Origin of the sequence: Mesoterricola sediminis (assembly GCF_030295425.1) — a bacterium.
Lineage (GTDB): Bacteria > Acidobacteriota > Holophagae > Holophagales > Holophagaceae > Mesoterricola > Mesoterricola sediminis.
The window spans coordinates 3,820,165-3,842,119 of sequence record NZ_AP027081.1 but is presented as its reverse complement, the minus strand read 5'-3'; the positions used below and the strand labels follow the sequence as shown (position 1 = coordinate 3,842,119).

At 72.5% G+C, this 21,955-nt stretch carries 18 protein-coding genes; 9 read left to right on the top strand and 9 right to left on the bottom strand.

Features of this window, described 5'->3' with window-relative positions:
- Positions 1–159 precede the first annotated feature (159 nt).
- The gene (locus R2J75_RS16645) at positions 160–2,058 is read right to left on the bottom strand and encodes a cation:proton antiporter (protein WP_279342009.1); all 1,899 of its coding nucleotides are present in this window, start codon (positions 2,056–2,058) and stop codon (positions 160–162) included.
- A gap of 73 nt (positions 2,059–2,131) precedes the next feature.
- On the opposite strand from R2J75_RS16645, the gene R2J75_RS16640 reads away from it, so the two are divergent.
- Together R2J75_RS16640 and R2J75_RS16635 are read left to right on the top strand one after the other, a co-directional pair.
- Positions 2,132–3,079 (top strand): glycosyltransferase, encoded by a 948-nt coding sequence (locus tag R2J75_RS16640; RefSeq protein WP_243329789.1) that lies wholly within the window; start codon positions 2,132–2,134, stop codon positions 3,077–3,079.
- Positions 3,076–4,596 carry a hypothetical protein gene (locus R2J75_RS16635; protein ID WP_243329787.1) on the top strand — a complete coding sequence of 507 codons (1,521 nt, stop codon included), beginning with the start codon at positions 3,076–3,078 and terminating at the stop codon, positions 4,594–4,596. Before R2J75_RS16640 ends, R2J75_RS16635 begins: the two co-directional genes overlap by 4 nt.
- On the opposite strand, the gene R2J75_RS16630 is transcribed toward R2J75_RS16635, so the two are convergent.
- The 3 genes from R2J75_RS16630 to R2J75_RS16620 form a co-directional block, all read right to left on the bottom strand.
- The gene (locus R2J75_RS16630; protein WP_243329785.1) at positions 4,574–5,578 is read right to left on the bottom strand and encodes a potassium channel family protein; all 1,005 of its coding nucleotides are present in this window, start codon (positions 5,576–5,578) and stop codon (positions 4,574–4,576) included. The two genes, R2J75_RS16635 and R2J75_RS16630, sit on opposite strands and share 23 nt — an antisense overlap.
- A gap of 144 nt (positions 5,579–5,722) precedes the next feature.
- Positions 5,723–6,355 (bottom strand): riboflavin synthase, encoded by a 633-nt coding sequence (locus tag R2J75_RS16625; RefSeq protein ID WP_243329783.1) that lies wholly within the window; start codon positions 6,353–6,355, stop codon positions 5,723–5,725.
- Positions 6,355–7,932: an amino acid permease gene (locus R2J75_RS16620; RefSeq protein ID WP_316410654.1), complete on the bottom strand. Its 1,578-nt coding sequence runs from the start codon at positions 7,930–7,932 to the stop codon at positions 6,355–6,357. Before R2J75_RS16620 ends, R2J75_RS16625 begins: the two co-directional genes overlap by 1 nt.
- A gap of 147 nt (positions 7,933–8,079) precedes the next feature.
- Here R2J75_RS16620 and R2J75_RS16615 point away from each other — a divergent pair, with 147 nt between their 5' ends.
- From R2J75_RS16615 to R2J75_RS16595, 5 genes are read left to right on the top strand one after another with little or no spacing between them, the layout of a single operon-like run.
- The gene (locus R2J75_RS16615) at positions 8,080–8,955 is read left to right on the top strand and encodes a DUF58 domain-containing protein (RefSeq protein WP_243329778.1); all 876 of its coding nucleotides are present in this window, start codon (positions 8,080–8,082) and stop codon (positions 8,953–8,955) included.
- 29 nt (positions 8,956–8,984) lie between these two features.
- Positions 8,985–9,407: a cytidine deaminase gene (locus R2J75_RS16610; protein WP_243329777.1), complete on the top strand. Its 423-nt coding sequence runs from the start codon at positions 8,985–8,987 to the stop codon at positions 9,405–9,407.
- A gap of 27 nt (positions 9,408–9,434) precedes the next feature.
- Entirely contained in the window at positions 9,435–12,098 is a 2,664-nt protein-coding gene (locus R2J75_RS16605; protein WP_316410653.1) for a tetratricopeptide repeat protein, read from the top strand.
- A 60-nt stretch (positions 12,099–12,158) separates the two neighbouring features.
- On the top strand, positions 12,159–13,733 hold the full coding sequence (locus tag R2J75_RS16600) for an aromatic amino acid hydroxylase (RefSeq protein ID WP_316410652.1): 1,575 nt from the start codon (positions 12,159–12,161) through the stop codon (positions 13,731–13,733).
- The gene (locus R2J75_RS16595) at positions 13,730–13,975 is read left to right on the top strand and encodes a 4a-hydroxytetrahydrobiopterin dehydratase (protein ID WP_316410651.1); all 246 of its coding nucleotides are present in this window, start codon (positions 13,730–13,732) and stop codon (positions 13,973–13,975) included. The genes R2J75_RS16600 and R2J75_RS16595 overlap by 4 nt, the downstream gene beginning before the upstream one ends.
- Here R2J75_RS16595 and fmt read toward each other — a convergent pair.
- Positions 13,956–14,888 carry a methionyl-tRNA formyltransferase gene (fmt, locus tag R2J75_RS16590; RefSeq protein WP_243329771.1) on the bottom strand — a complete coding sequence of 311 codons (933 nt, stop codon included), beginning with the start codon at positions 14,886–14,888 and terminating at the stop codon, positions 13,956–13,958. The two genes, R2J75_RS16595 and fmt, sit on opposite strands and share 20 nt — an antisense overlap.
- Positions 14,888–15,388 carry a peptide deformylase gene (gene def, locus R2J75_RS16585; RefSeq protein WP_243329769.1) on the bottom strand — a complete coding sequence of 167 codons (501 nt, stop codon included), beginning with the start codon at positions 15,386–15,388 and terminating at the stop codon, positions 14,888–14,890. Before def ends, fmt begins: the two co-directional genes overlap by 1 nt.
- A gap of 88 nt (positions 15,389–15,476) precedes the next feature.
- Here def and R2J75_RS16580 point away from each other — a divergent pair, with 88 nt between their 5' ends.
- A complete protein-coding gene (locus R2J75_RS16580) occupies positions 15,477–17,405 on the top strand; it encodes a peptidylprolyl isomerase (protein WP_316410650.1) in 1,929 nt (642 codons plus the stop codon).
- Between the two features lie 130 nt (positions 17,406–17,535).
- Positions 17,536–18,402: an SDR family oxidoreductase gene (locus R2J75_RS16575; RefSeq protein WP_316410649.1), complete on the top strand. Its 867-nt coding sequence runs from the start codon at positions 17,536–17,538 to the stop codon at positions 18,400–18,402.
- Between the two features lie 62 nt (positions 18,403–18,464).
- Here the strand turns inward: R2J75_RS16575 and serS are convergent, their stop codons facing one another.
- The 3 genes from serS to R2J75_RS16560 all read right to left on the bottom strand — a co-directional run bounded on the left by serS (position 18,465) and on the right by R2J75_RS16560 (position 21,818).
- Positions 18,465–19,730 carry a serine--tRNA ligase gene (gene serS, locus R2J75_RS16570; RefSeq protein ID WP_316410648.1) on the bottom strand — a complete coding sequence of 422 codons (1,266 nt, stop codon included), beginning with the start codon at positions 19,728–19,730 and terminating at the stop codon, positions 18,465–18,467.
- 32 nt (positions 19,731–19,762) lie between these two features.
- Positions 19,763–20,749, bottom strand: coding sequence for an asparaginase (locus R2J75_RS16565; RefSeq protein ID WP_316410647.1), 987 nt, complete (start codon positions 20,747–20,749; stop codon positions 19,763–19,765).
- 115 nt (positions 20,750–20,864) lie between these two features.
- Positions 20,865–21,818, bottom strand: coding sequence for an AAA family ATPase (locus R2J75_RS16560; protein ID WP_316410646.1), 954 nt, complete (start codon positions 21,816–21,818; stop codon positions 20,865–20,867).
- Between the last annotated feature and the right edge of the window lie 137 nt (positions 21,819–21,955).

Here is a 21,955-nt window from a genome sequence, read left to right as displayed (position 1 = left end):
CGCGAGCCTCAGCGAGATCCTCCGCGCCTCCGCGTTCCAATAGGATGCTGCGAATGCGCGGCGCCATCAGGCACTGCAGCACAGACTCACTATTCCAGCTCCTCCATGCTCCGGCACGGATGGGTATTAGCCATTACTATCCTAGATGACGAACACACCCTAGGCGCCAGGCTCCCCGGCGCCCTCGAGGAGGGATTCGGCGGCTTGGAGGCCGGGGGGAGATCCGGCCAGAGCCAGACGATCGCCGGGGCGCAGGATCGCGTCCCCGTCGATGGGCAGCCAGTGGCCCGCCCGGTGGATGGCGGCCAGGTCGGTGTCCGGCAGGTCGGCCAGCGCGGCCTGGAGGTCGGCCAGGGGGCGATCGATGAAGGGGCAGGGATCCTGGACCTGCACGCAGGCCAGGGTCGGCCGTGGTCCGGGATCCGCGGGCCGCACGCGCCAGCCGGGGGCGGCGGCGCCCAGGGGCGCGGGAGCCCGGATGAGCACCGCCACCCCCAGGAGGAGGCCCACGAGCAGGGCCAGGGCCGGGCCGGCCGGAAGGAGGGCGAAGGTCGGCGCGCTGAGCCCCAGGAGGATGGCCAGGCGGAGCAGGCCGACCCGGCCCGGGTGACGGGCGGGGGCCGCCACCACGAGGCCGGCGATCTGGCCCGCACGGCGGAAGAGCACCCAGCCCAAAAGGAGCAGGCCGGCCAGGGCCACGGCCAGGAAGGAGGCGGCGGCCAGGGGATGGCGGGCCACCAGGGGCAGGGCCCTCACTTGGGCGGTCACGAGGAGGAGCAGGTTGAACACGAGGGCGTCCACCAGGAGGTAGGCCACGGGGGCCGCGGGCCCGCGGGGGGCGGCCGGACCCCGGCCGTCCAGGGGCCCCCGGGGGGCCAGCCAGCGCCGGAGGGCGCGCGGCGCGTGCCGGACGAGGCCTTCGGCGAGGGCGGACCCGGTCCGGAAGGTCCAGGGCCCCGCCACGGCGGTCACCAGGGCGACGCCCGCCACCACGGGCAGGGCGTGGGGCCACAGCAGGCCCGCGGCGCTCCCCACGCCCGCGAGGACGAAGGAAAGTTCGCCGGGCTGGGCGAGGGTGAGCCCCACCCGGAGCCCCCGGGCGACGGGAACGCCGGCCAGGGCGGCTCCCAGGCCGCCGCCCAGAGTGCTGGCGACGAGGAGCCCGGCGGAGAGCAGGAGGATGGGGCCCGCCTGGGCCGCCAGGTGCCGGGGATCCAGGAGCATGCCCACGGCCACGAAGAAGATGGCGCCGAACATGTCCCGGACGGGCTGGACGAGCCGCTCGATGGCCTCCCCCCGGCGGCTGGCGAAGGCCAGCATGCCCGCGGCGAAGGCGCCAAGGGCCGGGGAGATGCCGGCCTGCCCGGCCAGGGCGGCCCCCGCGAAGCAGGCGCCCATGGCCGTCACCAGGAGGGTCTCGTCCCGCCCGTGGTCGGCCGCCCACCGGAGCAGGGGGGGCACGACCAGGCCGCCCGCGAGCAGGGCCCCGCACGCGAAGGCGGCCACCTTCAGGAGGGCCAGACCGACGCCGCCGGCGGCGGCCCTGGCGTCCAAACCGGCGAGGAGGAGGACCGCGAAGAGGTCCTGGACGACGAGGACGGAGAAGACCAGGTCCCGGAAGGGGCCGCGGGTCCCGTGCTCCTGGAAGAGCTTGGCGATGATCATGGTGCTGCTCACGGCCAGGGCCGCCCCCAGCAGGGCGGCCTCCTGGGGCTGCCAGCCCAGGGCGCGCCCCGTGGCCGAGGCCAGGAGGACGGCGGCGCCCACCTGGGAGGAGCCGATGACCAGGGCCGCCACCCCCTCCCGCGCGAGCTTGCGCAGGTCGAACTCCAGCCCCACCGAGAACATCAGGAGGATCACGCCCAGCTCGGAGAGGGTCCGGATGCTGCCCACGTCGGCCATGATCGGGACGGGCAGGTGCGGGCCCACGATGAGCCCGGCCAGGACGTAGCCCAGGACCGCCGGCTGGCGGAGGCGGCGGAAGACGACGGTCGTGACGCCGGCGACCCCCAGCACGATGGCGAGGTCGGCGACGAGAGGCGGGATTCCCTGGGTCATGGTCCTGGGATGCCTCCAGGGCCGGCATCGTTCCCGGGGGGACCGGAGGCGCGCTCCTGATAGGATTTCCGGCATGGACACCCCCATGGAACCCCGGCCCAGGATCGCCGTGCTCATCCCCTGCCACAACGAGGCCGCGGCCATCGGCCGCGTCGTGGCGTCCTTCCGGGAGGCCCTGCCGGAGGCCGTCATCCACGTCTACGACAACAACTCCACGGACGGGACGGCGGAGGCCGCCCGGGCCGCGGGGGCCCGCGTCGGCCGCGAGGCCTGCCAGGGCAAGGGGCACGTGGTGCGCCGGATGTTCGCCGACGTGGAGGCCGACGTCTACCTGATGGTGGACGGCGACGGCACCTACGACGCCGCCAGCGCCCCCCTCCTGGTGCGGACCCTCCGGGAGGGCCGCCTGGACATGGTGGTCGGGAGCCGCGTCGAGACGGCCCTCGAGGCCTACCGGCCCGGTCATCGCGTCGGCAACCGCCTCCTCACCGGTTCCGTGCGCCTCCTCTTCGGGCGGCGCTTCACTGACATCCTCTCGGGCTACCGGGCCTTCTCCCGGCGGTTCGTGAAGTCCTTCCCCGTCCTCTCCGCGGGGTTCGAGATCGAGACGGAGCTCACGGTCCACGCCCTGGAGCTGTCCATGCCGGTGGAGGAGGTCCCCGCCCCCTACGGGGCCCGGGCGGAGGGCACCCAGAGCAAGCTGCGCACCTGGAGCGACGGGCTCCGGATCCTCCGCCTCATCGCGAGCCTCTACCGCAACGAGAAGCCCCTCCAGTTCTTCTCCATCCTCTCGGGCCTCGTCGCCGCGGCCTCGCTGGCGCTGGCCGTGCCGCTCTTCGTGACCTACGCGCGGACCGGGCTCGTGCCGAGGTTCCCCACGGCCATCCTCTGCGCCGGCATGATGACGATCTCGGCCCTCGGCCTCGCCTGCGGCCTCGTCCTGGACACGGTGACCCGGGGCCGGCGCGAGATGAAGAAGCTGGCCTACCTCGCGGTGGCGGCGCCCGGGGACGGGCGGTGAACCCCGGCGGCCGGATCCGCCGGCTGGCCCTGCCCGGGGCCGCCGCGGGCTACGCGGCCCTCCTCTTCGGGGCCACGGCCCTCCTCCAGCAGGGCCTCTTCGAGCGGGACGGGTACTTCCACGCGCGCTTCGCGTGGATGATGCCGGTCCGGGGCCTCTCCAGGGCCTTCCCCTGGACCCAGCTGAGCACCTGGCGGGACCGGTTCTGCGACAAGGAGTTCCTCTACCACCTGCTGATGGCGCCCTTCGCGCGGATCGGGGACGACCCCATCCTCGGGGCCCGGATCCTCTCGGTCCTCCTCGCCGCCGCCGTGCTGGGCGCCCTGGCGGTGGTGCTCCGGGCCCACCGGGCGCGGGCGCCCCTCGCCTTCGCGCTCCTGCCGCTGGCGGCGGGCGGGCTCTTCATCGCCCGGCTGGGCATGATCCGTTCCCACGTGCTCAGCATGCTCCTGCTGGTGGTGGGGGTGCACCTCCTCCTGAAACGCTCGGTCCGGGGGCTCTTCCTCCTGGGCTTCCTGTACGCCTGGAGCTACACGGTCCCCTTCGTGCTGGCCATGACGGCCGCGCCCTTCGCGCTGGGGGTCTGGGCCGCCGGCGGGCGACTGCCCTGGAAGCTGCCGGCGGCCGCCGCCCTCGGCGCCGTCGCGGGCCTGGCGCTCCACCCCTACACCCCCCTCACGCTGGAGACGTTCCTGACCTACGTGCAGGTGTTCCGCCTGGGGATGCAGGGCGCGGGGACCTCGGGCTTCGAGCTGGGCAACGAGCTGTATCCCTACCCCCTGGCCGTGTTCCTGGACATCTACCCCCTCCTGGCGGCGGAGGCCGTGCTGCTCGCGGCCGCGCTGGCGGGGTTCCGGCGGCGCCTCGGCGCCGACGCCCTGGGGCTCGGCGCGGCGGCCCTGGCCTGGTTCGGGCTCACCCTGGCCACCCCCCGCTTCGCGGAGTATTCGGTCCTCCTGGTGGCCGCCGCCTGCGCCCTGGTCGTCCGGGACCTCCTGCCCGCCCTGGAGGCGCGCCTGGCGGCGCGGCGCTGGGCCCGCCTGGCGGGCGGCGTCCTCGCGTGGGCCGTCCTCGCGGGCTTCCACGCGCGGTCCCTGACGTTCTACGCCTGGTACCAGTCCACGGGGGCCCCGCCGCGCTTCTTCACGGGGGCCTGCGCCTGGATGGCCGCGAACCTCCCGCCGGGGGAGCGGGTGGTGAACCTCTTCTGGGACGACTTTCCCGAGCTCTACTACGACGGCTACCGCCAGACCTACCTCTGGGGCCTGGACCCCACCTACACGATCCGCGAGGACCCGGCGCGGGCGCGCCTCCTGGAGGACCTCCGCCTCCACCGCGCCGTGGTGGACGGCCCCCGCATCGCGGCCGCCTTCGGGGCCAGGTACCTGGTCCTGCGCAAGGCCCGCGCGGACCGCTTCCCGGAATTCGGGGGCCCGGGCTTCCGGCGGCGCTACGGGGACGACCGGGCCGTGGTGCTGGAACTGGAGACCGGGGTCACTCCCCCCGGGCGACCTTGACGAGGGCGTCCAGGGCCTCGTGGGAACCCATGGCGATCAGCACGTCCCCCGCCTCGAAGACCTCGGCGCCGGTGGGGTTGAACCGGAGTCCCTCCAGGCCGCGGTTGATGCCGACGATGAGGGCGCCGGTGCAGTCCCGCACCCGGATCTCCCGCATGGTGCGTCCCACCAGGGGCGAGCCGGGGCGCACGAGCACGTGCTCGATGGCCATCTCGAGCTGCTTCTTGTCCAGCATCACGTCGACGTAGTTGAGGAGGTCGGGGGTCATGAGGAGGGAGGCCATGCGGCGCCCCCCGATCTCGTAGGGGCTGACGATGTGGTCGGCCCCGGCGGCCTTGAGCTTGTTCTCGGTGCCCAGCTTGGTGGCGCGGGCGACGATCTCCAGGTCGGGGTTCATCTGCCGGGCGGTGAGGGTCACCAGGACGTTGTCGGCGTCCGAGGTGAGGGCGGTGATGAGCCCCCGGGCCCGCGCGATCCCGGCCTGCTCCAGGACCACCTCGTCCATGGCGTTGCCGACGATGAAGAGGTCCCCCTGGAACCGGGGGTTGTGGGTCTTGTCGGGATCCCGCTCGACCACCACGAAGGGGACGTTGGCCTGCTTGAGCTCCCAGGCCGACTGGAATCCGGTCTTCCCGAACCCGCAGACGACGACGTGGCCCTTCAGGGCGTTGAGGCGGTTCTGCATGCGGCGCTCCAGGAACAACCCCTTGAGGTCCCCCTCGAGGAGGAGGGCCAGGAGGTTGGAAAAGGCCATGCCCACCACGACCAGGCCGGCGATGAGGTAGAAGATGACGAAGAGCTTCAGGCCGTAGCCCCCGGGGTGCTCGTCCCGGAAGCCGACCAGGGTGGTGACGGCCATGTAGAAGCCGTCCATCCAGCCCGCACGGCCCAGGAGGTGGAAGCCCACGGCCCCCATGAGGGCCACGAGGGCCAGGAGGGTGATGGACTGGGCCAGGCGCCGGATGGGGGGGAGGTCCTTCATGGGACCTCCCACGGCGCCGCGAGGGCGGCCTCATGCAGGGCATGCGCGCTGGCCATGGTGCCAGTGTAGCTTAAGGGACGGCTCGTGCCGCGTCCGCTCCCCTCGGATGATTCAGGCAACTTTGCGGACGCTGCACTCGGGGCCTCAGGCCCACCCTTCCCGGGCGAACCGGGCCAGGCGCTCCTCCCCGGACCGGAGGTCCAGGGCCCGGGCCACGAACCGCCCGATGGGGTCGGCCTCCAGGTTCACGGGGGCGCCCGGGATCATCTTCTCCAGGCGGGTGCGGCGCACGGTCTCGGGGATCAGGGCCACCGTGAACCAGTCCCGGCCGCAGTCGACCACGGTCAGGGAGATGCCGTCCACGGCGACGGAGCCCTTGGGCGCCATCATGGCGGCCAGCTCCGGGGGCATGCCGAAGCGCCAGACGCCCTCGCCGGAGGCGCGCTCCAGGAGCTGCCCGACCCCGTCCACGTGGCCGGACACGAGGTGCCCGTCCAGGGGATCCCCGACGCGCAGGGCGGGCTCCAGGTGGAGCAGCGCCCCGGGCTCCAGGCGCCCCAGGGTGGTGCGGGCCAGGGTCTCGTGGGAGAGGTCCGCCTCCCAGGCGCGGGGGGAGCGCGCGACGGCGGTGAGGCAGGCCCCGTTGGTGCAGATGCTGGCGCCCTCCTCGGCGCGCTCGATGAGATCGGGGGGGGCCTGGATGGTCAGGCGCGCCCCCCCGGGGCGGTCGCGCCGGGCTTCCAGGGTCCCCAGATGGCGGATCAGTCCCGTGAACATCAGGCCTCCTCCGTCCTAGTGTGCAACGCGCTGTTGCGGAGTCCATAGGCGAAGTAGATCACCAGGCCCAGGCCGAGCCATGCGAAGAAGCGGATCCAGGTGACGGCGGGCAGGCCCTTGGCGATCCAGAGGCAGGCCAGGATGCCCGCCGGGGCGAACACCCAGATCCAGGGCATGCGGAAGCGGCGGACCGCCTCCGGCCGGCGCTTCCGGAGGATCATGACGGCGGCGCAGACGACGGAGAACGCGAAGAGGGTGCCGATGTTGCACAGCTCGACCACCTCGTCGATGCTCAGCAGGGCGGCGGGGATGGCGACGAGGAGGCCCGTCAGGAGGGTGGCGTTGGAGGGGGTCCGGTGGCGGGGGCTCACCCGGCCGAACCAGGGGCCCAGGAGGCCGTCCCGGCTCATGGCCATGAAGATGCGCGGCTGGCCGACCTGGTAGACGAGGAGGGCGGCCGTCGTGGCGATCACCGCGCCCAGGCTGATGACGCCGGCCACGCCGTTCATGTGGTTCTGGCTGAAGATGTAGGCCAGGGGGTCGGCCTTCCCGGCCAGGTCGGTGTACTTGAGCATGCCGGTGACCACGAGGGCCACGGCGGCGTAGATCAGGGTGCAGATGCCCAGGCTCAGGAGGATCCCCCGGGGAAGGCTGTGGCCCGGATCCCGGCACTCCTCGGCCGTGGTGCTCACGGCGTCGAACCCGATGAAGGCGAAGAAGATGATGGCCGCCCCTGCCTGGATCCCGCCGAAGCCGTGGGGGGCGAAGGGGTGCCAGTTGCCGGGGTTGATGAACCGGGCCCCGATGGCCACGACGGCGGCCAGGATGAGGACCTTGAGCACCACCATGACGGCGTTGGCCCTGGCGCTCTCGCGGATGCCCAGGTAGACCAGGTAGGTGACCCCCACCGTGACCACGACGGCGAGGAGGTTCACGGTCACGGGAAAGCCCGCCACCAGAGGCGCGTCCCGGAGCACCTGCCAGTTGGCGAAGACGGCGCCGCCGTCGGCGAGGCCGGCCCGCGCCTGGGCGAGGAGGTGGAGCTTGGCCCCCAGGCCCATGGGGGGCGAGGCGGGCAGGAGCTGGAGGGCGGTCCGGGGATCCATGGCCAGCCAGCCCGGGACGTGGACGCCCAGGACGTTGGCCAGGAAGCTCCGGGCGTAGTCGCCCCAGCTGATGGCCACCGCGACGTTGCTGACCGCGTACTCCAGGAGGAGGTCCCAGCCGATGATCCAGGCCATGAGCTCGCCCAGGGTGGCGTAGGCGTACGTGTAGGCCGAGCCCGAGACCGGGATCATGGAGGCCAGTTCGGCGTAGGCGAGGGCCGTGAAGCCGCAGCCCACGGCCACCAGGAGGATGCTGACCACCAGGGCCGGGCCCGCCGGGAGCCTCCCGTCGGCGAGGTGCCCGGCGGCGGCCGTCCCGATGCTGGAGAAGATGCCGGCCCCGATGATGGCGCCGATGCCGAACATGGTCAGGTCGAAGGTGCCCAGGTTCCTCCGGAGCTGGTGCTCGGGCTCCTCCGCCTGTGCCTTGAGCGTCTCCAATGACTTGGAACGGAAAAGTTTTTCGATCATCGGGGCCCTTCCTGGCGTCAGACTGGGGGCTGCTGGCTTTGGACCATGGTAATGGCAAACGACGGAACCCGGGGTAGGGCCTGAATGGACCTCTGGCGCGACAGACGGCTCCGGCTCAGCGTGACCCGACTCGGGATGGAGTTCCTGGTGGCCCTGCTCGCCCTCGGCGCGGCCGCCGTCAACACGGGCAACAACCTGCTGTACCTCGTCTTCTCCCTGATGCTGGGGCTGTTCCTGGCCTCGGGCTGGATCAGCCGGCGGGCGATCCGGGACCTGGAGGTCCTGGGGGTGGAGGAGGGCAACCTCTTCGCGCGGGTGAAGGGCGCCGTGAAGGTGCGCTACCGGGACGGCGACCCCGCCCGGCTCCGGGCCCTGGAGGTGCGGCTGGACCTGGCCGGCGCCAGGGCCGAGGCCGCCTTCGTCCGGGGCGGCGACGGGACCAGGGAGGGGGTGGCGGCGGTCCAGGTCACCCCCGCCCAGCGCGGCTGGACCCCGCTCCGGAACGTGGAGCTGCGCACAGCCTTCCCCTTCGGGTTCATGGAGAAGGCCTGGTCGGTGCCCCTGGACCAGCGGATCCTGGTGCTGCCCCATCCCCGGACCCTGGCCGGCGGCCCCGGGGGCCTGGGGGACGCCCCTTTCCCCCTCGCCCGGGCCGGCGCCGCCAGCCCGGATGGGGCCCGTCCCTTCCGGGAACGGGACCCCCTCTCCCGGGTCCACTGGAAGCGCACCGCCCAGCGTGGCGAGCCCTGGGTCCGCACCTTCGAGGACGAGGCGGCCCGGGGGGTGCGCCTGGTCCTGGACCTGGCGGCCTGGGAGCCCGGCCCGGCCTTTGAGCGGGAGCTGGAAGGCCTTTCGGGCAGCGTCCTCCAGGCCCGGCTCCAGCGGCGCCAGGTGCGGCTGGAGGCGGCGGGCTCCGACGGGCGGGTGGCCGTGGACGGGCCCGGCCCCTGCTGGCGGGCCCTGGCCCTGGCCCAGGCCGGCGGGCTGGTCAGAGACCTGTGCAGCGGACCGGATTTTGCCTAAGATGAATCCACGATTGCTTTGAGGTGGCCATGACCTTCGACGACCCCCAGTCCCCCGCATGGGACGCCCTTCTGGACGCCGCCTGGAAGGCGCGGGCCAACGCCCACGCCCCCTATTCCGGGTTCCAGGTGGGCGCCGCGATCCTCCGGGAGGACGGAAGCGTCACGGCCGGCTGCAACGTGGAGAACGCGGCCTACCCCTCCTCCATCTGCGCGGAGCGCAACGCCGTCTTCGCCGCCACCGCGGCGGGGATGAAGCCCGGCGGACTGAAGGCCGTCGTGGTGGTCACCGACGCGCCGGACCTCACGCCGCCCTGCGGTTCCTGCCGCCAGGTGCTCGCGGAATTCGCCGAGGATGCGCCCGTCCTCCTGGCGAACCGGAAGGCCCGGGCGCTCCATCGGCTGGCCGACCTGCTCCCCCACGCCTTCACCATCCGCAATCTCAAGGGCTGATCCAGCCCAAGCACCCCGGGGCGCCCCATGGCCATTGACCGAGCGAAGATCACCAGGCAGGCAGAGACCTACATGGCCCAGGGGCGCATCGACCGCGCCATCGATGAGTTCCTGAAGCTGCTCGAGGACAAGCCCGACGACTGGAACCTCATGAACCGGGTGGGCGACGCCTACCTGCAGTCCGGCCGGGTGCCCGAAGCCATGGACATGTTCAAGCGCGCGGGCATCGGCTACGAGCGGGGGGGCTTCGCCGCCAAGGCGAGCGCCGTCTTCAAGAAGGCCCACCGCACGGCCCCGGACGACCTGGACGTGTGCGAGCGCCTGGCCGAGCTGTACCGCCAGACCAACATGATCAAGGACGCCATCCAGATCCACATCGGGGTGGCCGAGGCCTTCACCAAGAAGGGCCTCCTCAAGCGGGCCCTGGAGGAGTTCGCCAAGGTCGTCGAGCTGGATCCCAAGAACCTGAAGAACAAGGTCAAGCTGGCGGACCTCTACAACAAGGAGGGCATGAAGGAGAAGGCGGCCGCCATCTACTTGGATGTCTCCGAAGCCCTGGCCCTGGAGCAGATGCACGCCGAGGCCAGCCAGATCCTGGAGCGGGCCAAGGCGATGGTCTCCACCCCCCAGGTCTTCCTGACCCAGAGCCGGCTCGCGGTCATCCAGAAGGACCTGGCCTCGGCCGCCGCCCATCTGCGGGAGGGCCTGGCCGCCAACCCCCGCAGCGCCGAGATCCTGGACGCCCTCGCGGAGGTGGAGCTCCAGGCCAAGGCTCCCGACCGGGCCCTGGAGGCGCTGGCGGAGGTGCCCCAGCTGCCCGAGAAGAGCCTGGGCCTGGTGGAGCGCTCCCTGCGGGAAATGGTGCGCCTGGGCCACGTGGACGAGGCCCTCAAGCTCTTCAAGCCCATCGGGCGCGAACTGGGCCGGCGCGGGATGGGCGAGGCCGCGGCCCGGACCCTCCGGAGCGGCCTGCAGGGCGCCTTCAACGCCGAAGCCTGGATCCAGATGGCGGAGATCAGCCACCAGTCCGGGAACCGGACCGATCAGGTGGACCACCTGCGGCGCGCCCTGGCCGCCGCCCGGGCCAAGGGGGACGACGAGGTCGCCGCCGCCGTCCGGGCCCAGCTCCAGGGCATGGGGATCTCGGACGCCGACGAGGCGCCCGCGCCCACCGCCAGCCAGATCTCGGGCGCCAGCTCGGGCTGGGTGGCCTCGCCCCTCGAATCCGCCGAGCACCTGGAGGCGGATGCGGCCCGCCGGATCCAGGTCCAGCAGCTGGAACGGGAAGCCGAACAGGCCATGCGCAGCCGGTTCATGGACCGGGCCCACGACGCCTACGCCAAGATCCTCGAGCTGGAGCCCGCCAACTACCAGGCGATCGTCCGCATCGCCGAGATCCACCGCTCCACCGGCATCCTGAGCAAGGTGCAGATGCACTACGTGAAGCACGCCGAGAAGCTGGCGGCCCTGGGGAACCGGGCCCTGGCGGTGGACCTGCTGGACCTGGCCGAGAACCTCTTCCCGGGCTCCACCCGCCTCTACCGGCGCAACCTGGGCCTCCTGGACGCGCCTCCGGCCAGGCCCGCGTCGGCTTCCGCGCCCGCGATCCCGCTGCCGCCGCCCATCGAAGCCCTCCCCGTGGCGCCCCTCGACCTCCTGCCCATCCAGGAGCTGGAACCCATCCAGGAGCTGGAGGCCGCCCACGAGCTGCCCCCGATCCAGGAACTGCCGCCCATCATCCCCCTGGACCTGGAGCTGGAGCTGCCCGCGGCCGTCGTGCCGCCGCCGGCGCCCGAACCCCCCATCGCCCTGGAGGTGCCGGGCTGGGCGCCCCCCGCGGCGCCGGCCGCCTACCCCAGCCAGCCCGACTACGAGTGGTCCGAGATCACCGGCGGCGGGGCCGACCTGCCGCCCCTCGAACTCGAACCGCTGCCCTTCCCCACCGCCCCGGCGACCCCCGCGCCGGTGCCCGAGGACCTCGTCTCCTGGCTGGCCGACATCGACTTCCAGCTGGACTACGGCAGCCCCGAGGAAGCCAAGATCGAGATCGACAACGCCCTCAAGGTCCACCCGGGCCATCCAGAGCTGCTCAAGCGGCTGTCGGCCGCCGACGGCGCCCTCGCTCGGCTGGGCATGCCCACCCCGGGCGCGGCGGCGGAGCCCAAGCCGGAGTACGAGGCCTCCTTCTTCGACCTCTCGGACGTGCTGGGCGACGCCCTCCTGGAAACGGGCGAGGGCGAGGAAATGCACGACGCCACCCACGTGGTGGAGAAGATCCAAAGCGTTGATGAACTTTTCAACGCCTTCCGTGAAGGGGTGGAGCAGCAGGTCAAGGGGGACGACTACGAGACCCACTACAACCTGGGCATCGCCTACAAGGAAATGATGCTCCTGGAACCGGCCATCGAGGAGTTCAAGAAGGCCATGCGGGATCCGGAGCGCACGCTCGAATGCTGCTCCATGCTCGCCATCTGCGAGCTGGCCCAGAACAACCCGGACGCCGCCGCCGGTTGGCTGCGCCAGGGCATCGGGGCGCCGGGCTTCCCGCCCGAGGACGCCCTGGGCCTCCATTACGACCTGGGCATCCTCCTGCTGGGCCAGGGCCACCGGGACGAGGCGATGGCCGAGTTCCGCACCGTCGCCGACCAGGACCCGGACTACCGGGACGTCGCCCAGATGCTCCACGCCTGAAAAATCGGTGGATCCCAATCTGAGGTTGAGACTCTATCCTGATGGAGTCTGGAGGCCGCCATGCCGGACGCGCGTCCCATCCTCCCCCCCCATCTGGCCCGCCACGTGGTGGACCAGGCCTACGATGCCTACACCCCCCGGGACCAGGCCGTTTGGCGGCACATCCTCACCCGGCTGACCACCCACCTCGCCCACCGGGCCCACCCCAGCTACCTGGAGGGCCTGGCCTCGGCGGGCATCGGGGTGGAGGCCATCCCCCGCCTGGAGGAGATGGACGCCCGCCTCCAGCGGATCGGCTGGCGCGCCGTGGGCGTGCGGGGGTTCATCCCCCCCGCGGTGTTCACCGAGCTCCAGTCCCTGGGGATCCTGGCCATCGCGGCCGACATCCGCTCGGTGGAGCACGTCCCCTACACGCCCGCCCCCGACATCGTCCACGAGAGCGCGGGCCACGCGCCCATCCTCGCGGACCCCGCCTACGCCGCCTACCTGAAGCGCTGCGGGACCGCGGGCTTCAAGGCCATCGCGAGCCTCGAGGACGAGGCGGTGTACCAGGCCGTGCGCCACCTCAGCGTCGTGAAGGAGGACCCCGCCTGCGGGCCCGCGGAGGTGGCCGAGGCCCAGGCGCGGCTGGAGGCCGCCAGGGCCGCCCGCACCTACGCCAGCGAGAGCGTGAAGGCCAGCCGCCTCTACTGGTGGACGGCGGAGTACGGGCTCGTCGGCCCCGAGTCGGACCCCCGCATCTACGGGGCCGGCCTCCTGAGCAGCCTGGGCGAGGCCGTCCACTGCCTGGGCCCCGAGGTGCGCCGCGTGCCCCTGAGCCTCGCCTGCGTGGAGCGCGACTTCGACATCACCGCCATGCAGCCCCTCCTGTACGTGGCCCGGGACTTCGATCACCTCACCGAGGTGCTGGAGGCCTTCGAGGCCACCCTGAGCTGGCGCCGGGGCGGGGAGCACGGCCTGCGGGAGGCGATGCGGGCCCGGACCGTGAACCACCTCGTGCTGGACACGGGGGCGCAGCTCAGCGGCCGGGTGGTGGCCGTGGAGCCGGGACTGGCCGTCCTGGCCGGACCCGTCCAGGTCGCCGTGCGGGGCCGGGCCCAGGGCGAGCCCTGGCCGGGCCACGCCGTCGTGCTCCTGGACGCGGGGGACCCCCCCCGGGTCGGGGACTTCCGCCTGGAGACCCCCGGCGGCGTCGAGCTCTCGGGGCTCCGCCTGGAGGGCGGCGAGGTGCTGGACCTGGAGGGCTGGGCCGGAGGGCGGGACCTGGAGCTGCCCGCCGAGGCCCTGCTGTTCACGGCGGACGCCGTGGTCTCGGTGGCCGGCGGCCCCGCGGACCCGGAGGCCTGGGACCGGCGCTTCGGCCAGGACCCCGGGGAGGCGGACGCCGAGCGGCGGGCCCGGGACCGGCGGCGGCGGGCCCTGGATCCGGCCCTGGCCGCCCTGTACCAGGAGGTGCGGGACCTGCGCGCCGCGGGCCGGGTCGAGCCGGCCCGCCTGAACGCCATCCAGGCGGCCCTCGAGGCGTGGCCCGGCGAGTGGCTCCTGGCGGAGGAAGTGGCGGAACTTCGCCCCTCGGGCGCGCCACAGGAGAAGGTGGGCGCCGCGGCGGGGCCCCGTTGCGTGGAGCGACCATGACCTGGATCGAGAAGGACAACGCCCTGGAGCGGGAGATCCGGACCCCGGACTTCCTGTCGGCCTTCAACCTGGTGAGCCGCCTCGTGGCCCCGGCCGAGGCCCTCAACCATCATCCCGACGTGGCCTTCGGGTGGGGCTACGTGCGCATCCGGCTCACCACCCATGACGCGGGGGGCCTGACGGACAAGGACCGGACCCTGGCCGCCCGCATTGACGAGGCGATCAAGCCCTTCGCGGGATGAGGCGGGTCCCCTGGGATCCCAGGGGCTGGAGGGCCTGGAGGGCGGGCTGGACCGGCTTGCCGGGGCGCTGGAGGCGGATCAGCTCCAGGGCCTGGCCGTCGCCCGCCGTGAGCCAGGCGCCGTCCCGGCCCCAGGCCAGGGTGCCGGGCCGCGCGCCGTCGGGACGCAGGTCCCCCACCGCGCAGACCTTCAGGGGCGTCCCCTCCAGGTCCAGCTCGGTGCCGGGCCAGGGCGCCAGGGCCCGCACCTGGCGGTGCAGGTCCAGGGCGGGGCGCCCCGGGTCCAGGGGGGCCAGGCCCTTGTGGAGCTTGGTGGCGAAGGTGGGTTCACCGGCCTGGGGGGTGGGCCGGGCGGTCCCCGCCGCCAGGGCGGGCAGGTGGGCGAGTAGCAGCCCGGCGGCATCCTCCGCCAGGGCCGGCAGGAGGTCCTCGGCGGTGTCGCGCAGCGTGATGGGGCGCCGGGCCTCGGCCAGGATGGGGCCCTCGTCCAGGCCGGGGGTGATGGCCATGAGGCCCACGCCGGTCTCCGGGTCCCCGGCCAGGATGGCGTGGTTCACGGGGGCGGCCCCCCGCCAGCGGGGGAGGAGGGAGAAGTGGAGGTTCCAGGCGCCGAGCTGACAGCCGTCCAGCATCCAGCGGGGGAGGATGTGGCCGTAGGCGACGACGATGGCCAGGTCGATGGACAGGGCCTCCCAGGCCGTCCGGGTCTCCGGGGCCTTCCAGGAGAGGGGCTGGTGGACCGGCAGGCCCAGGGCCAGCGCGGCCTGCTTCACCGGCGGGGCCTCCAGGTGCCGGCCCCGGCCCTGGGGCCGGTCGGGATTGCAGAAGACGGCGGCCACCTCCCGCGCCCCGGCCAGCGCGCGCAGGACGGGCACCGCCGCCGCCGGGGTCCCCAGGAAGGCGATGCGGACCATCAGGCCCTCGACTTGCTGTACTTGCGCTGGATGATCTGGCGCTTGACGGGGCCGAAGTATTCGACGAACAGCCGGCCGCGCAGGTGGTCGATCTCGTGGCAGAAGGCCCGGGCCAGGAGGTCCTCCCCCTCCAGCTCCTCCCAGGCGCCCTCCCGGGTCCGGGTCTTCACCCAGACCTTCCGGGGGCGCTCCAGGATCTCGTGGATGCCGGGGATGGACAGGCAGCCCTCGGGGCCCCGCTGGGTGCCCTCCCCGCGGAGGACCTCGGGGTTGATGAGCACGATGCGGGCGGCGGGATCCTGGCCGCAGGAGGTGTCGATGACGGCGATGTTGAGATTCACGCCCACCTGGGGCGCGGCGATCCCGACCCCCTCCTCCGCGTACGAGGTGTCGAACAGGTCCTGGACGAGGGTCTCCAACTCGGGCGTCCAGTCGCCCACGTCCTCGGAGTTCTGCTTCAGTCGGGGATCCCCCCAGGTCAAGACGTTTCGGACTGCCATGAATCCCCCGGTCAATCAGTTTAGGACAAAGGGCATTCCTTTGATAACCTAGAAGATCTGGCCGATCGTCCCCGACCCTGGAGAACCCATGCTTCGCAATTTCCGCCAAGTCTTCAAAGGCAACCAGACGCCCATGGCCGTGGTCATGATGGTCGTTCTGCTGGGCCTGGTGGCCTACCTCGCGCCCAGCGGCGGCGGCGCGGCGGCGCCGGACAACGTCATGGCCCGCGTCTACGGGCGGGACGTGCTGCGGCGGGACATCGACCAGCTGATCGCCCAGTACATCAAGAGCCTGGGCCGCAACGCCAACATCGAATCCCGGCTGCCCATGCTCCAGGACCAGGCGCTTGAATCACTCATTCAGCGCGAGCTGCGGCACGAGCTGGCCGACCGGCACGGCATCGTCGTGACCGACGCGGAGATCCGCGCCGCCCTCGAGGCCCGCCTCAAGAGCATCCCCCTCTTCCTGGCCGAGAACGGCCAGCTGCGCGAGACCTCCGAGATCAACGGCATCCTGCGCGAGAACGGCACCTCCCTCAAGCAGTGGGAGCAGGAGGTGGCCAGCGACCTGAGCCTCTCCAAGCTGGTGGCCCAGGCCGCGAGCCGCGTGCCCGTGGACCAGGCCTGGGTCGACCTCGAGCACCGGGTCCGGGCCGAGAAGATCACCTTCGAGGCCGTGACCCTCGCCCCCGATCCGTCCCAGGTCCAGGATCCCGGCGACGCCCGGCTCGAGGCCTTCCTCAAGGCCTCCGGCGCCCGCTTCCAGGTGGGCCCCCGCCGCGTCATCGACTATGTCTCCGTGGACCAGGCCGCCCTCGGCCTCACCCCCGTGGACGACGCCAAGGTCAAGGCCCTCTATGAGACCCGCAAGGCCCAGTACACCGAGCTGAAGGCCCGGCACATCCTCTTCATGGTGCAGGGCGAGGCCCAGGCCGCCGAGGCCTTCAAGAAGGCCCAGGACCTCCGCGCCAAGATCGTCGCGGGCCTGGATTTCGCCAAGGCCGCCGAAGCCAGCAGCGAGGACCCCAGCGCCAAGGGCAAGGGCGGCGACCTCGGGTGGTTCAACCCCGGCCGCATGGACAAGGCCTTCTCCGCGGCGGCCGCCTCCCTCAAGGAAGGCGAGATCAGCCAGCCCGTGAAGAGCCAGTTCGGCTACCACCTCATCAAGCTCGAGGGCCGCCGCGAGAAGCCCTTCGACGAGGTCAAGGAGGAGCTGCGCGCCCAGATGGAGCGCGAGGCCTTCGCCACCAAGGCCAAGGACAAGCTCGAGCAGCTGCGCAAGCGCGCCGGTGAGCGTGGCGACCTGGCCGCCCCCGCCCGCAACCTCGGCCTGAAGGTCCAGACCTCCAAGCCCTTCACCATCGAAGACAGCATGGGCATCGATGGGATGCCCGGCAGCCAGTTCCTCGCCCCCGAGGCCTTCCGCCTCGAGGTGGGCCAGGTGTCCAAGGTCCGCCTCGCCGGCATGGCCTACGTGGTCTACCGGGTGAAGGAGGAGCGCCCCGTCGCCGTGCCGCCCCTCGCCGAGATCCGGGGCCGGGTGCTGGAAGGCTGGAAGCAGGATGAGGCCCGCACCGCCGCCATGGCCAAGGCCCAGAAAGCCGGCGCCGACCTGGCCGCCCTCGGCACCCCCGAGACCAAGACCGACGTGACCATCGCCACCCTGGGCGAGCTGGGCCAGCACCCCGCCATCCGCAAGGCGCTGCTGGACACCCCCGCCGGCAAGACCACCCAGCCCCTCTGGTCTCCCGATGGCAAGGTGTGGATGGCCCGCATCAAGGCCCGGACCCCCGCCGAGCCCCTCACCTTCGAGGGCCGCCGCACCCTCGTCACCCAGCTCCAGACCCAGGTCGCCGAGAAGCTCCTGACCGCCGAGCTGGTGACCCTGAGCCAGGAAGGCCGCCTGCACCCCGGCTTCAGCTCCCTCTACGGGCGCTTCAACGGCATCTGGCGCAACGAGGAGGCCATCCGGCGCGCCCAGGGCGATATGCCCGACACCCTGCCCGACTTCGAGTAGGGTTCCCCCGGGCCGATCCCCGGTCTTCGCGGCGCGCCGCGGGGACCGGGGACCTCGCGTACGGGGAGCTTTCCTGGCGCGGGAGGCCCGGGCGCGGCATACTCGGGGCACTTCGGCGGGAGGGCGGGGCATGGGGCTGGCGGGCAAGACGTTGTTCATCACCGGGGCGACCCGGGGCATCGGGCTGGCCATCGCCCTGCGCGCGGCGCGGGAGGGGGCCAACGTGACCGTCTTCGGGAAGACCGCGGCGCCCCATCCCCGCCTGCCGGGCACCGTCGCCTCCGCGGCCGCGGAGGTGGAGGCCGCCGGCGGCCGGGCCCTGCCCTGGGTGGGGGACGTGCGCAGCGAGGAGCAGGTCCTGGCGGCCGTCGCCGCCACCGTCGCCACCTTCGGGGGGCTGGACATCCTCGTGAACAACGCCAGCGCCATCTCCCTGGCCGGCACCGAGGGCACCGACCTGAAGCGGTGGGACCTCATGCACCAGGTGAACGCCAGGGGCACCTTCCTCTGCGCCAAGGCCTGCCTGCCCCACCTGCGGAAGGCCGCCAATCCCCACATCCTGACCCTGAGCCCGCCCCTGGACCTGCGGCCCAAGTGGTTCGCCCCTCACGTGGCCTACACCCTGGCCAAGTTCGGCATGAGCCTCTGCACCCTGGGCATGGCGGAGGAGTTCAGGCCGGACGGCGTGGCCGTCAACAGCCTGTGGCCCCTCACCACCATCGACACCGCCGCCGTGCGCAACCTCCTGGGCGGCGACGCCCTGTCCCGGGCGAGCCGGCGCCCGGAGATCGTCGCCGACGCGGCCGCCCTGATCCTGGACCGGGACGCCCGCGCCTGCACCGGCAACTTCTTCATCGACGAGCTCGTCCTCCGCGAGGCCGGCGTGACCGACTTCTCCCCCTACGCCGTGGATCCCTCCGCCGTCCTGGTGGCGGACTTCTTCCTGCCCGACGCCGTCCTGGAGGCGAGCGGGACGCCGCTCCAGGTCCTCGGGTAGCTTTCTCGTGCAGGTGGATCGCATCACCGGAACGCGATCGTTCCGGTGATCCGATCTGCCTGCTAGCGGATGACGTCGCAGCCCAGGTAGGGCCGGAGGGCCTTGGGCACGGTGATGGTGCCGTCCTCGTTCTGGTAGTTCTCGAGGATGGCCACCCAGGTGCGGCCCACGGCGAGGCCGCTGCCGTTGAGGGTGTGGAGCATCTGGGGCTTGCCGGCCGAGGGGCGGTAGCGGATGTTGGCGCGGCGGGCCTGGAAGTCCCCGAACCAGGAGCAGGAGCTGATCTCCCGGTAGGTGTCCTGGCTGGGCAGCCAGACCTCCAGGTCGAAGGTCTTCCGGGAGGAGAAGCCCATGTCGCCGGTGCACAGGAGCATGCGCCGGTAGGGCAGCTCCAGCGCCTCGAGCACGGTCTCGGCCTCGCGGGTGAGCGTCTCCAGCTCCTCCTGGGCCTTCTCGGGCGCCGTGAAGGACACGAGCTCCACCTTGTGGAACTGGTGCTGGCGGATGATGCCCTTGGTGTCCCTGCCGTAGCTGCCGGCCTCGCTGCGGAAGCAGGGCGTGAAGGCGAAGTGGCGCAGGGGGAGCTGGTCCTCGGCCAGGATCTCCTCCCGGTAGAGGTTCGTGACCGGCACCTCGGCGGTGGGGATCAGGTAGAGGGTGTCCTCGCCGCGGCTCGTGCGGAAGAGGTCCTGCTCGAACTTGGGGAGCTGGCCGGTCCCGTACATGGCCTCGGGGAGCACCATGTAGGGCGGGAGCACCTCGTTCCAGCCCGCGCCGGCGTGGAGGTCGGCCATGAAGGAGACCAGGGCCCGCTCCAGCTTGGCCCCCAGGCCCTTCAGGACCGCGAACCGGGCGCCGCTGAGCTTGGCGGCGCGGTCCAGGTCCAGGATGCCCAGGCGCGTGCCCAGCTCGACGTGGTCCTTGGGGGCCGCGATCGCGCGGGGGGCGCCCCAGCGCTTGATCTCCACGTTGGAATGCTCGTCCTTGCCGACGGGGACGCTCTCGTGGGGCAGGTTGGGGATCGTGGCGAGGAAGGCCCGGAAGGCGGCCTCCGCCTCCTTCTCCGCGGCCTCGAGGGTCTTCAGCTTGTCGCCGGCCTCGCGCTGCGCGGCGATGAGGTGGTCGGCGTTCTCCTTGGCGCGCTTGAGGCGGGCCACCTCCTCGGAGACGCGGTTGCGCTCCGCCTTGAGGACCTCGGCTTCCTGGATCACCCGGCGGCGCTCCTCCTCGAGGCGGGAGAAGGTCTCCCGGTCGAAGGCCGCCCCCCGGGCGGCGAGGCCCTGGACCACGGCGTCCAGGTCGGTGCGGAACAGGGCAGCGTCGAGCATCGGGTCCTCGGAAAACTCCAGTGTAGCGCGGACTAGAGGGGCTCCCCCGCCCAGGACGTGGCGAAGGCCTCCTCCGCCTCCTTCCGGCCGCGGCCCGCGCCCAGCACCAGGGCCAGTTTGGCCACCGCGGCCCAGCGCGTGTGGCGGCCGCCCGGGATGGCGCCGAGCTCCCGGGCCTGGCGGCCCAGATCGTAGGTCTGCAGGTCCACTCCGCCGGACAGGCACTGGCTCACCACCACCACGGGCACGCCGCGGTCCCGGCAGCTGGCGAGGAAGGCCTGGAGGTCGGGGCGGTCCATGGGGAGGTTCCCCGCCCCGAAGCCCTGGATGACGACGCCCCGGGTGCCCTCCCCGAGGGGCAGCCAGGGCTGGCCGGGGAAGGGGGTGCGCACCTCGATGGCGGGCTCCAGGGCCTCGCGCACCCAGGCGGGGGTGCGCCGCTCGAAGGCGCCGGCGTGGGGGTGGAACTGGATGGTGAGCCCCAGCTCGGCCAGGGGCGGCAGGTTGGGAGATTCGAAGGCCTGGTAGCGGTGGACGCTGACCTTGTCGCAGGCCACGCCCCGGAGCCAGTGGTCTCCGAAGCAGATCCCGACTTCCGGCACGCCCTGGGCCGCGATGGAGACCGCGTCCACCAGGTTGCCGCGGGCGTCGGTGCGCACGTAGGCCAGGGGGCGCTGGGAGCCCGTGAGCACCACCGGCTTGCCCTGGCCGCCCAGGAGGAAGCCCAGCACCGAGGCCGTGAAGGCCATGGTGTCGGTGCCGTGGACCACGACGGCGCCCTGGCAGTCGGCGAGGCCTTCGCGAAGCAGACGCGCGAGCTGGAGGATGTGCTCGGGCTCCAGGGCCGCGGAATCCCGGTTGAAGGGCACGGCCAGGCTCAGGTCCGCCACCTTGGCCAGTTCGGGGACCTGCTCCAGGATCCGCTCCAGGGAGGGGCCCGGGGCCAGGGAGGAGGGATCGCCCTGGGGGGCCATGCCCAGGGTGCCCCCGGTGTGGATCATCAGAATGCGAGGCTTCATGGCGGCTCCCGTCGGCGCGGATCGGCAGGGGAAGGGCGGGGAAGGGCCGATGGGCCGAAGCTTCCCCGCCCGGCTTCCTCTATCTTACTGTGCCCGACCCGGCCGGCGCCCGGCCTCAGGGCCGGGGCGTCGCCGCCAGCAGGGCCTTGATGACATCATCGGTGGTGACGCCGTCCGCCTCGCTTTCGTAGGTCAGGAGGAGGCGGTGCCGCAGGACGTCCGGCGCCAGGTTGGCCACGTCCTCGGGCAGCACGTGGTCACGGCCGGCCAGGTAGGCGACGGCCTTCCCGGCGGCCTGGAAGGCCAGGGCCGCCCGGGGCGAGGCGCCGCACCGGAGCAGTTCCCGCCCTTTCCACGCCTTGCCCTGGCCCGGGCGCGTGCCCTGGACCAGCCGGACGATGTAGGTGCGGATGGCCTCGTCCAGGCGGACCCGCTGGGCCTCCTTCCGGGCCTCGATGAGGGCCTGGGCGTCCACGGCGGGATGGACGGGCTCCTCGTGCCCGTCGGCGCGGCGCAGCACCTCCGCCTCTTCCTCGGCGCCGGGATAGTCCACCTTCAATTTGAAGAGGAACCGGTCCATCTGGGCCTCGGGGAGGGGGAAGGTCCCCTCCTGCTCGAGGGGGTTCTGGGTGGCGAGGACGAGGAAGGGGTCCGGAAGGGTGAAGGCCTCCTCGCCCAGGGTCACCTGACGCTCCTCCATGGCCTCGAGGAGGGCGGACTGGACCTTGCTGGGGGCCCGGTTGATCTCGTCGGCCAGGAGCAGGTTGGCGAAGATCGGGCCGATGCGGGGGGAGAAGGTGAGGTTCCGCGGGTCGAAGACGAGGGTGCCCACCACGTCCGAGGGCAGGAGGTCCGGGGTGAACTGGATGCGGCGGAAGGCCATGCGGCTGGCCGAGGCCAGGGTCCGGATGGTCCGGGTCTTGGCCAGGCCGGGCAGGCCCTCCAGGAGGACATGGCCGGGGACCAGCAGGGCGGCCATCAGCCGCTCGAGGACCCGGGGCTGGCCCACGATGACCTTCCGGCATTCGTGCAGCAGGGGGGCAAGGGGGAGTGCGGGTTTCGCGGGCATGGACGGTCCTGGGTTGCCCTGATTCTGGCCCCAACCGGATCCGAAGGAAAGGGAGGGGAGGCCGCCTGGCTGTGACAATCGGAGGCGGGGGGGGCGCCGCTCCCCGGCCAAAAGGGGCTGGACGGCCCTTCGCCATG

Coding starts and splice junctions, on each gene's coding strand:
- R2J75_RS16630 (WP_243329785.1), bottom strand. CDS start 5,578: ATGAAGGACCTCCCCCCCATCCGGCGCCTGGCCCAGTCCATCACCCTC.
- fmt (WP_243329771.1), bottom strand. CDS start 14,888: ATGGTCCGCATCGCCTTCCTGGGGACCCCGGCGGCGGCGGTGCCCGTC.
- R2J75_RS16560 (WP_316410646.1), bottom strand. CDS start 21,818: ATGCCCGCGAAACCCGCACTCCCCCTTGCCCCCCTGCTGCACGAATGC.
- R2J75_RS16595 (WP_316410651.1), top strand. CDS start 13,730: ATGACCTGGATCGAGAAGGACAACGCCCTGGAGCGGGAGATCCGGACC.
- def (WP_243329769.1), bottom strand. CDS start 15,388: ATGGCAGTCCGAAACGTCTTGACCTGGGGGGATCCCCGACTGAAGCAG.
- R2J75_RS16600 (WP_316410652.1), top strand. CDS start 12,159: ATGCCGGACGCGCGTCCCATCCTCCCCCCCCATCTGGCCCGCCACGTG.
- R2J75_RS16580 (WP_316410650.1), top strand. CDS start 15,477: ATGCTTCGCAATTTCCGCCAAGTCTTCAAAGGCAACCAGACGCCCATG.
- R2J75_RS16610 (WP_243329777.1), top strand. CDS start 8,985: ATGACCTTCGACGACCCCCAGTCCCCCGCATGGGACGCCCTTCTGGAC.
- R2J75_RS16640 (WP_243329789.1), top strand. CDS start 2,132: ATGGACACCCCCATGGAACCCCGGCCCAGGATCGCCGTGCTCATCCCC.
- R2J75_RS16575 (WP_316410649.1), top strand. CDS start 17,536: ATGGGGCTGGCGGGCAAGACGTTGTTCATCACCGGGGCGACCCGGGGC.
- R2J75_RS16625 (WP_243329783.1), bottom strand. CDS start 6,355: ATGTTCACGGGACTGATCCGCCATCTGGGGACCCTGGAAGCCCGGCGC.
- serS (WP_316410648.1), bottom strand. CDS start 19,730: ATGCTCGACGCTGCCCTGTTCCGCACCGACCTGGACGCCGTGGTCCAG.
- R2J75_RS16620 (WP_316410654.1), bottom strand. CDS start 7,932: ATGATCGAAAAACTTTTCCGTTCCAAGTCATTGGAGACGCTCAAGGCA.
- R2J75_RS16605 (WP_316410653.1), top strand. CDS start 9,435: ATGGCCATTGACCGAGCGAAGATCACCAGGCAGGCAGAGACCTACATG.
- R2J75_RS16645 (WP_279342009.1), bottom strand. CDS start 2,058: ATGACCCAGGGAATCCCGCCTCTCGTCGCCGACCTCGCCATCGTGCTG.
- R2J75_RS16565 (WP_316410647.1), bottom strand. CDS start 20,749: ATGAAGCCTCGCATTCTGATGATCCACACCGGGGGCACCCTGGGCATG.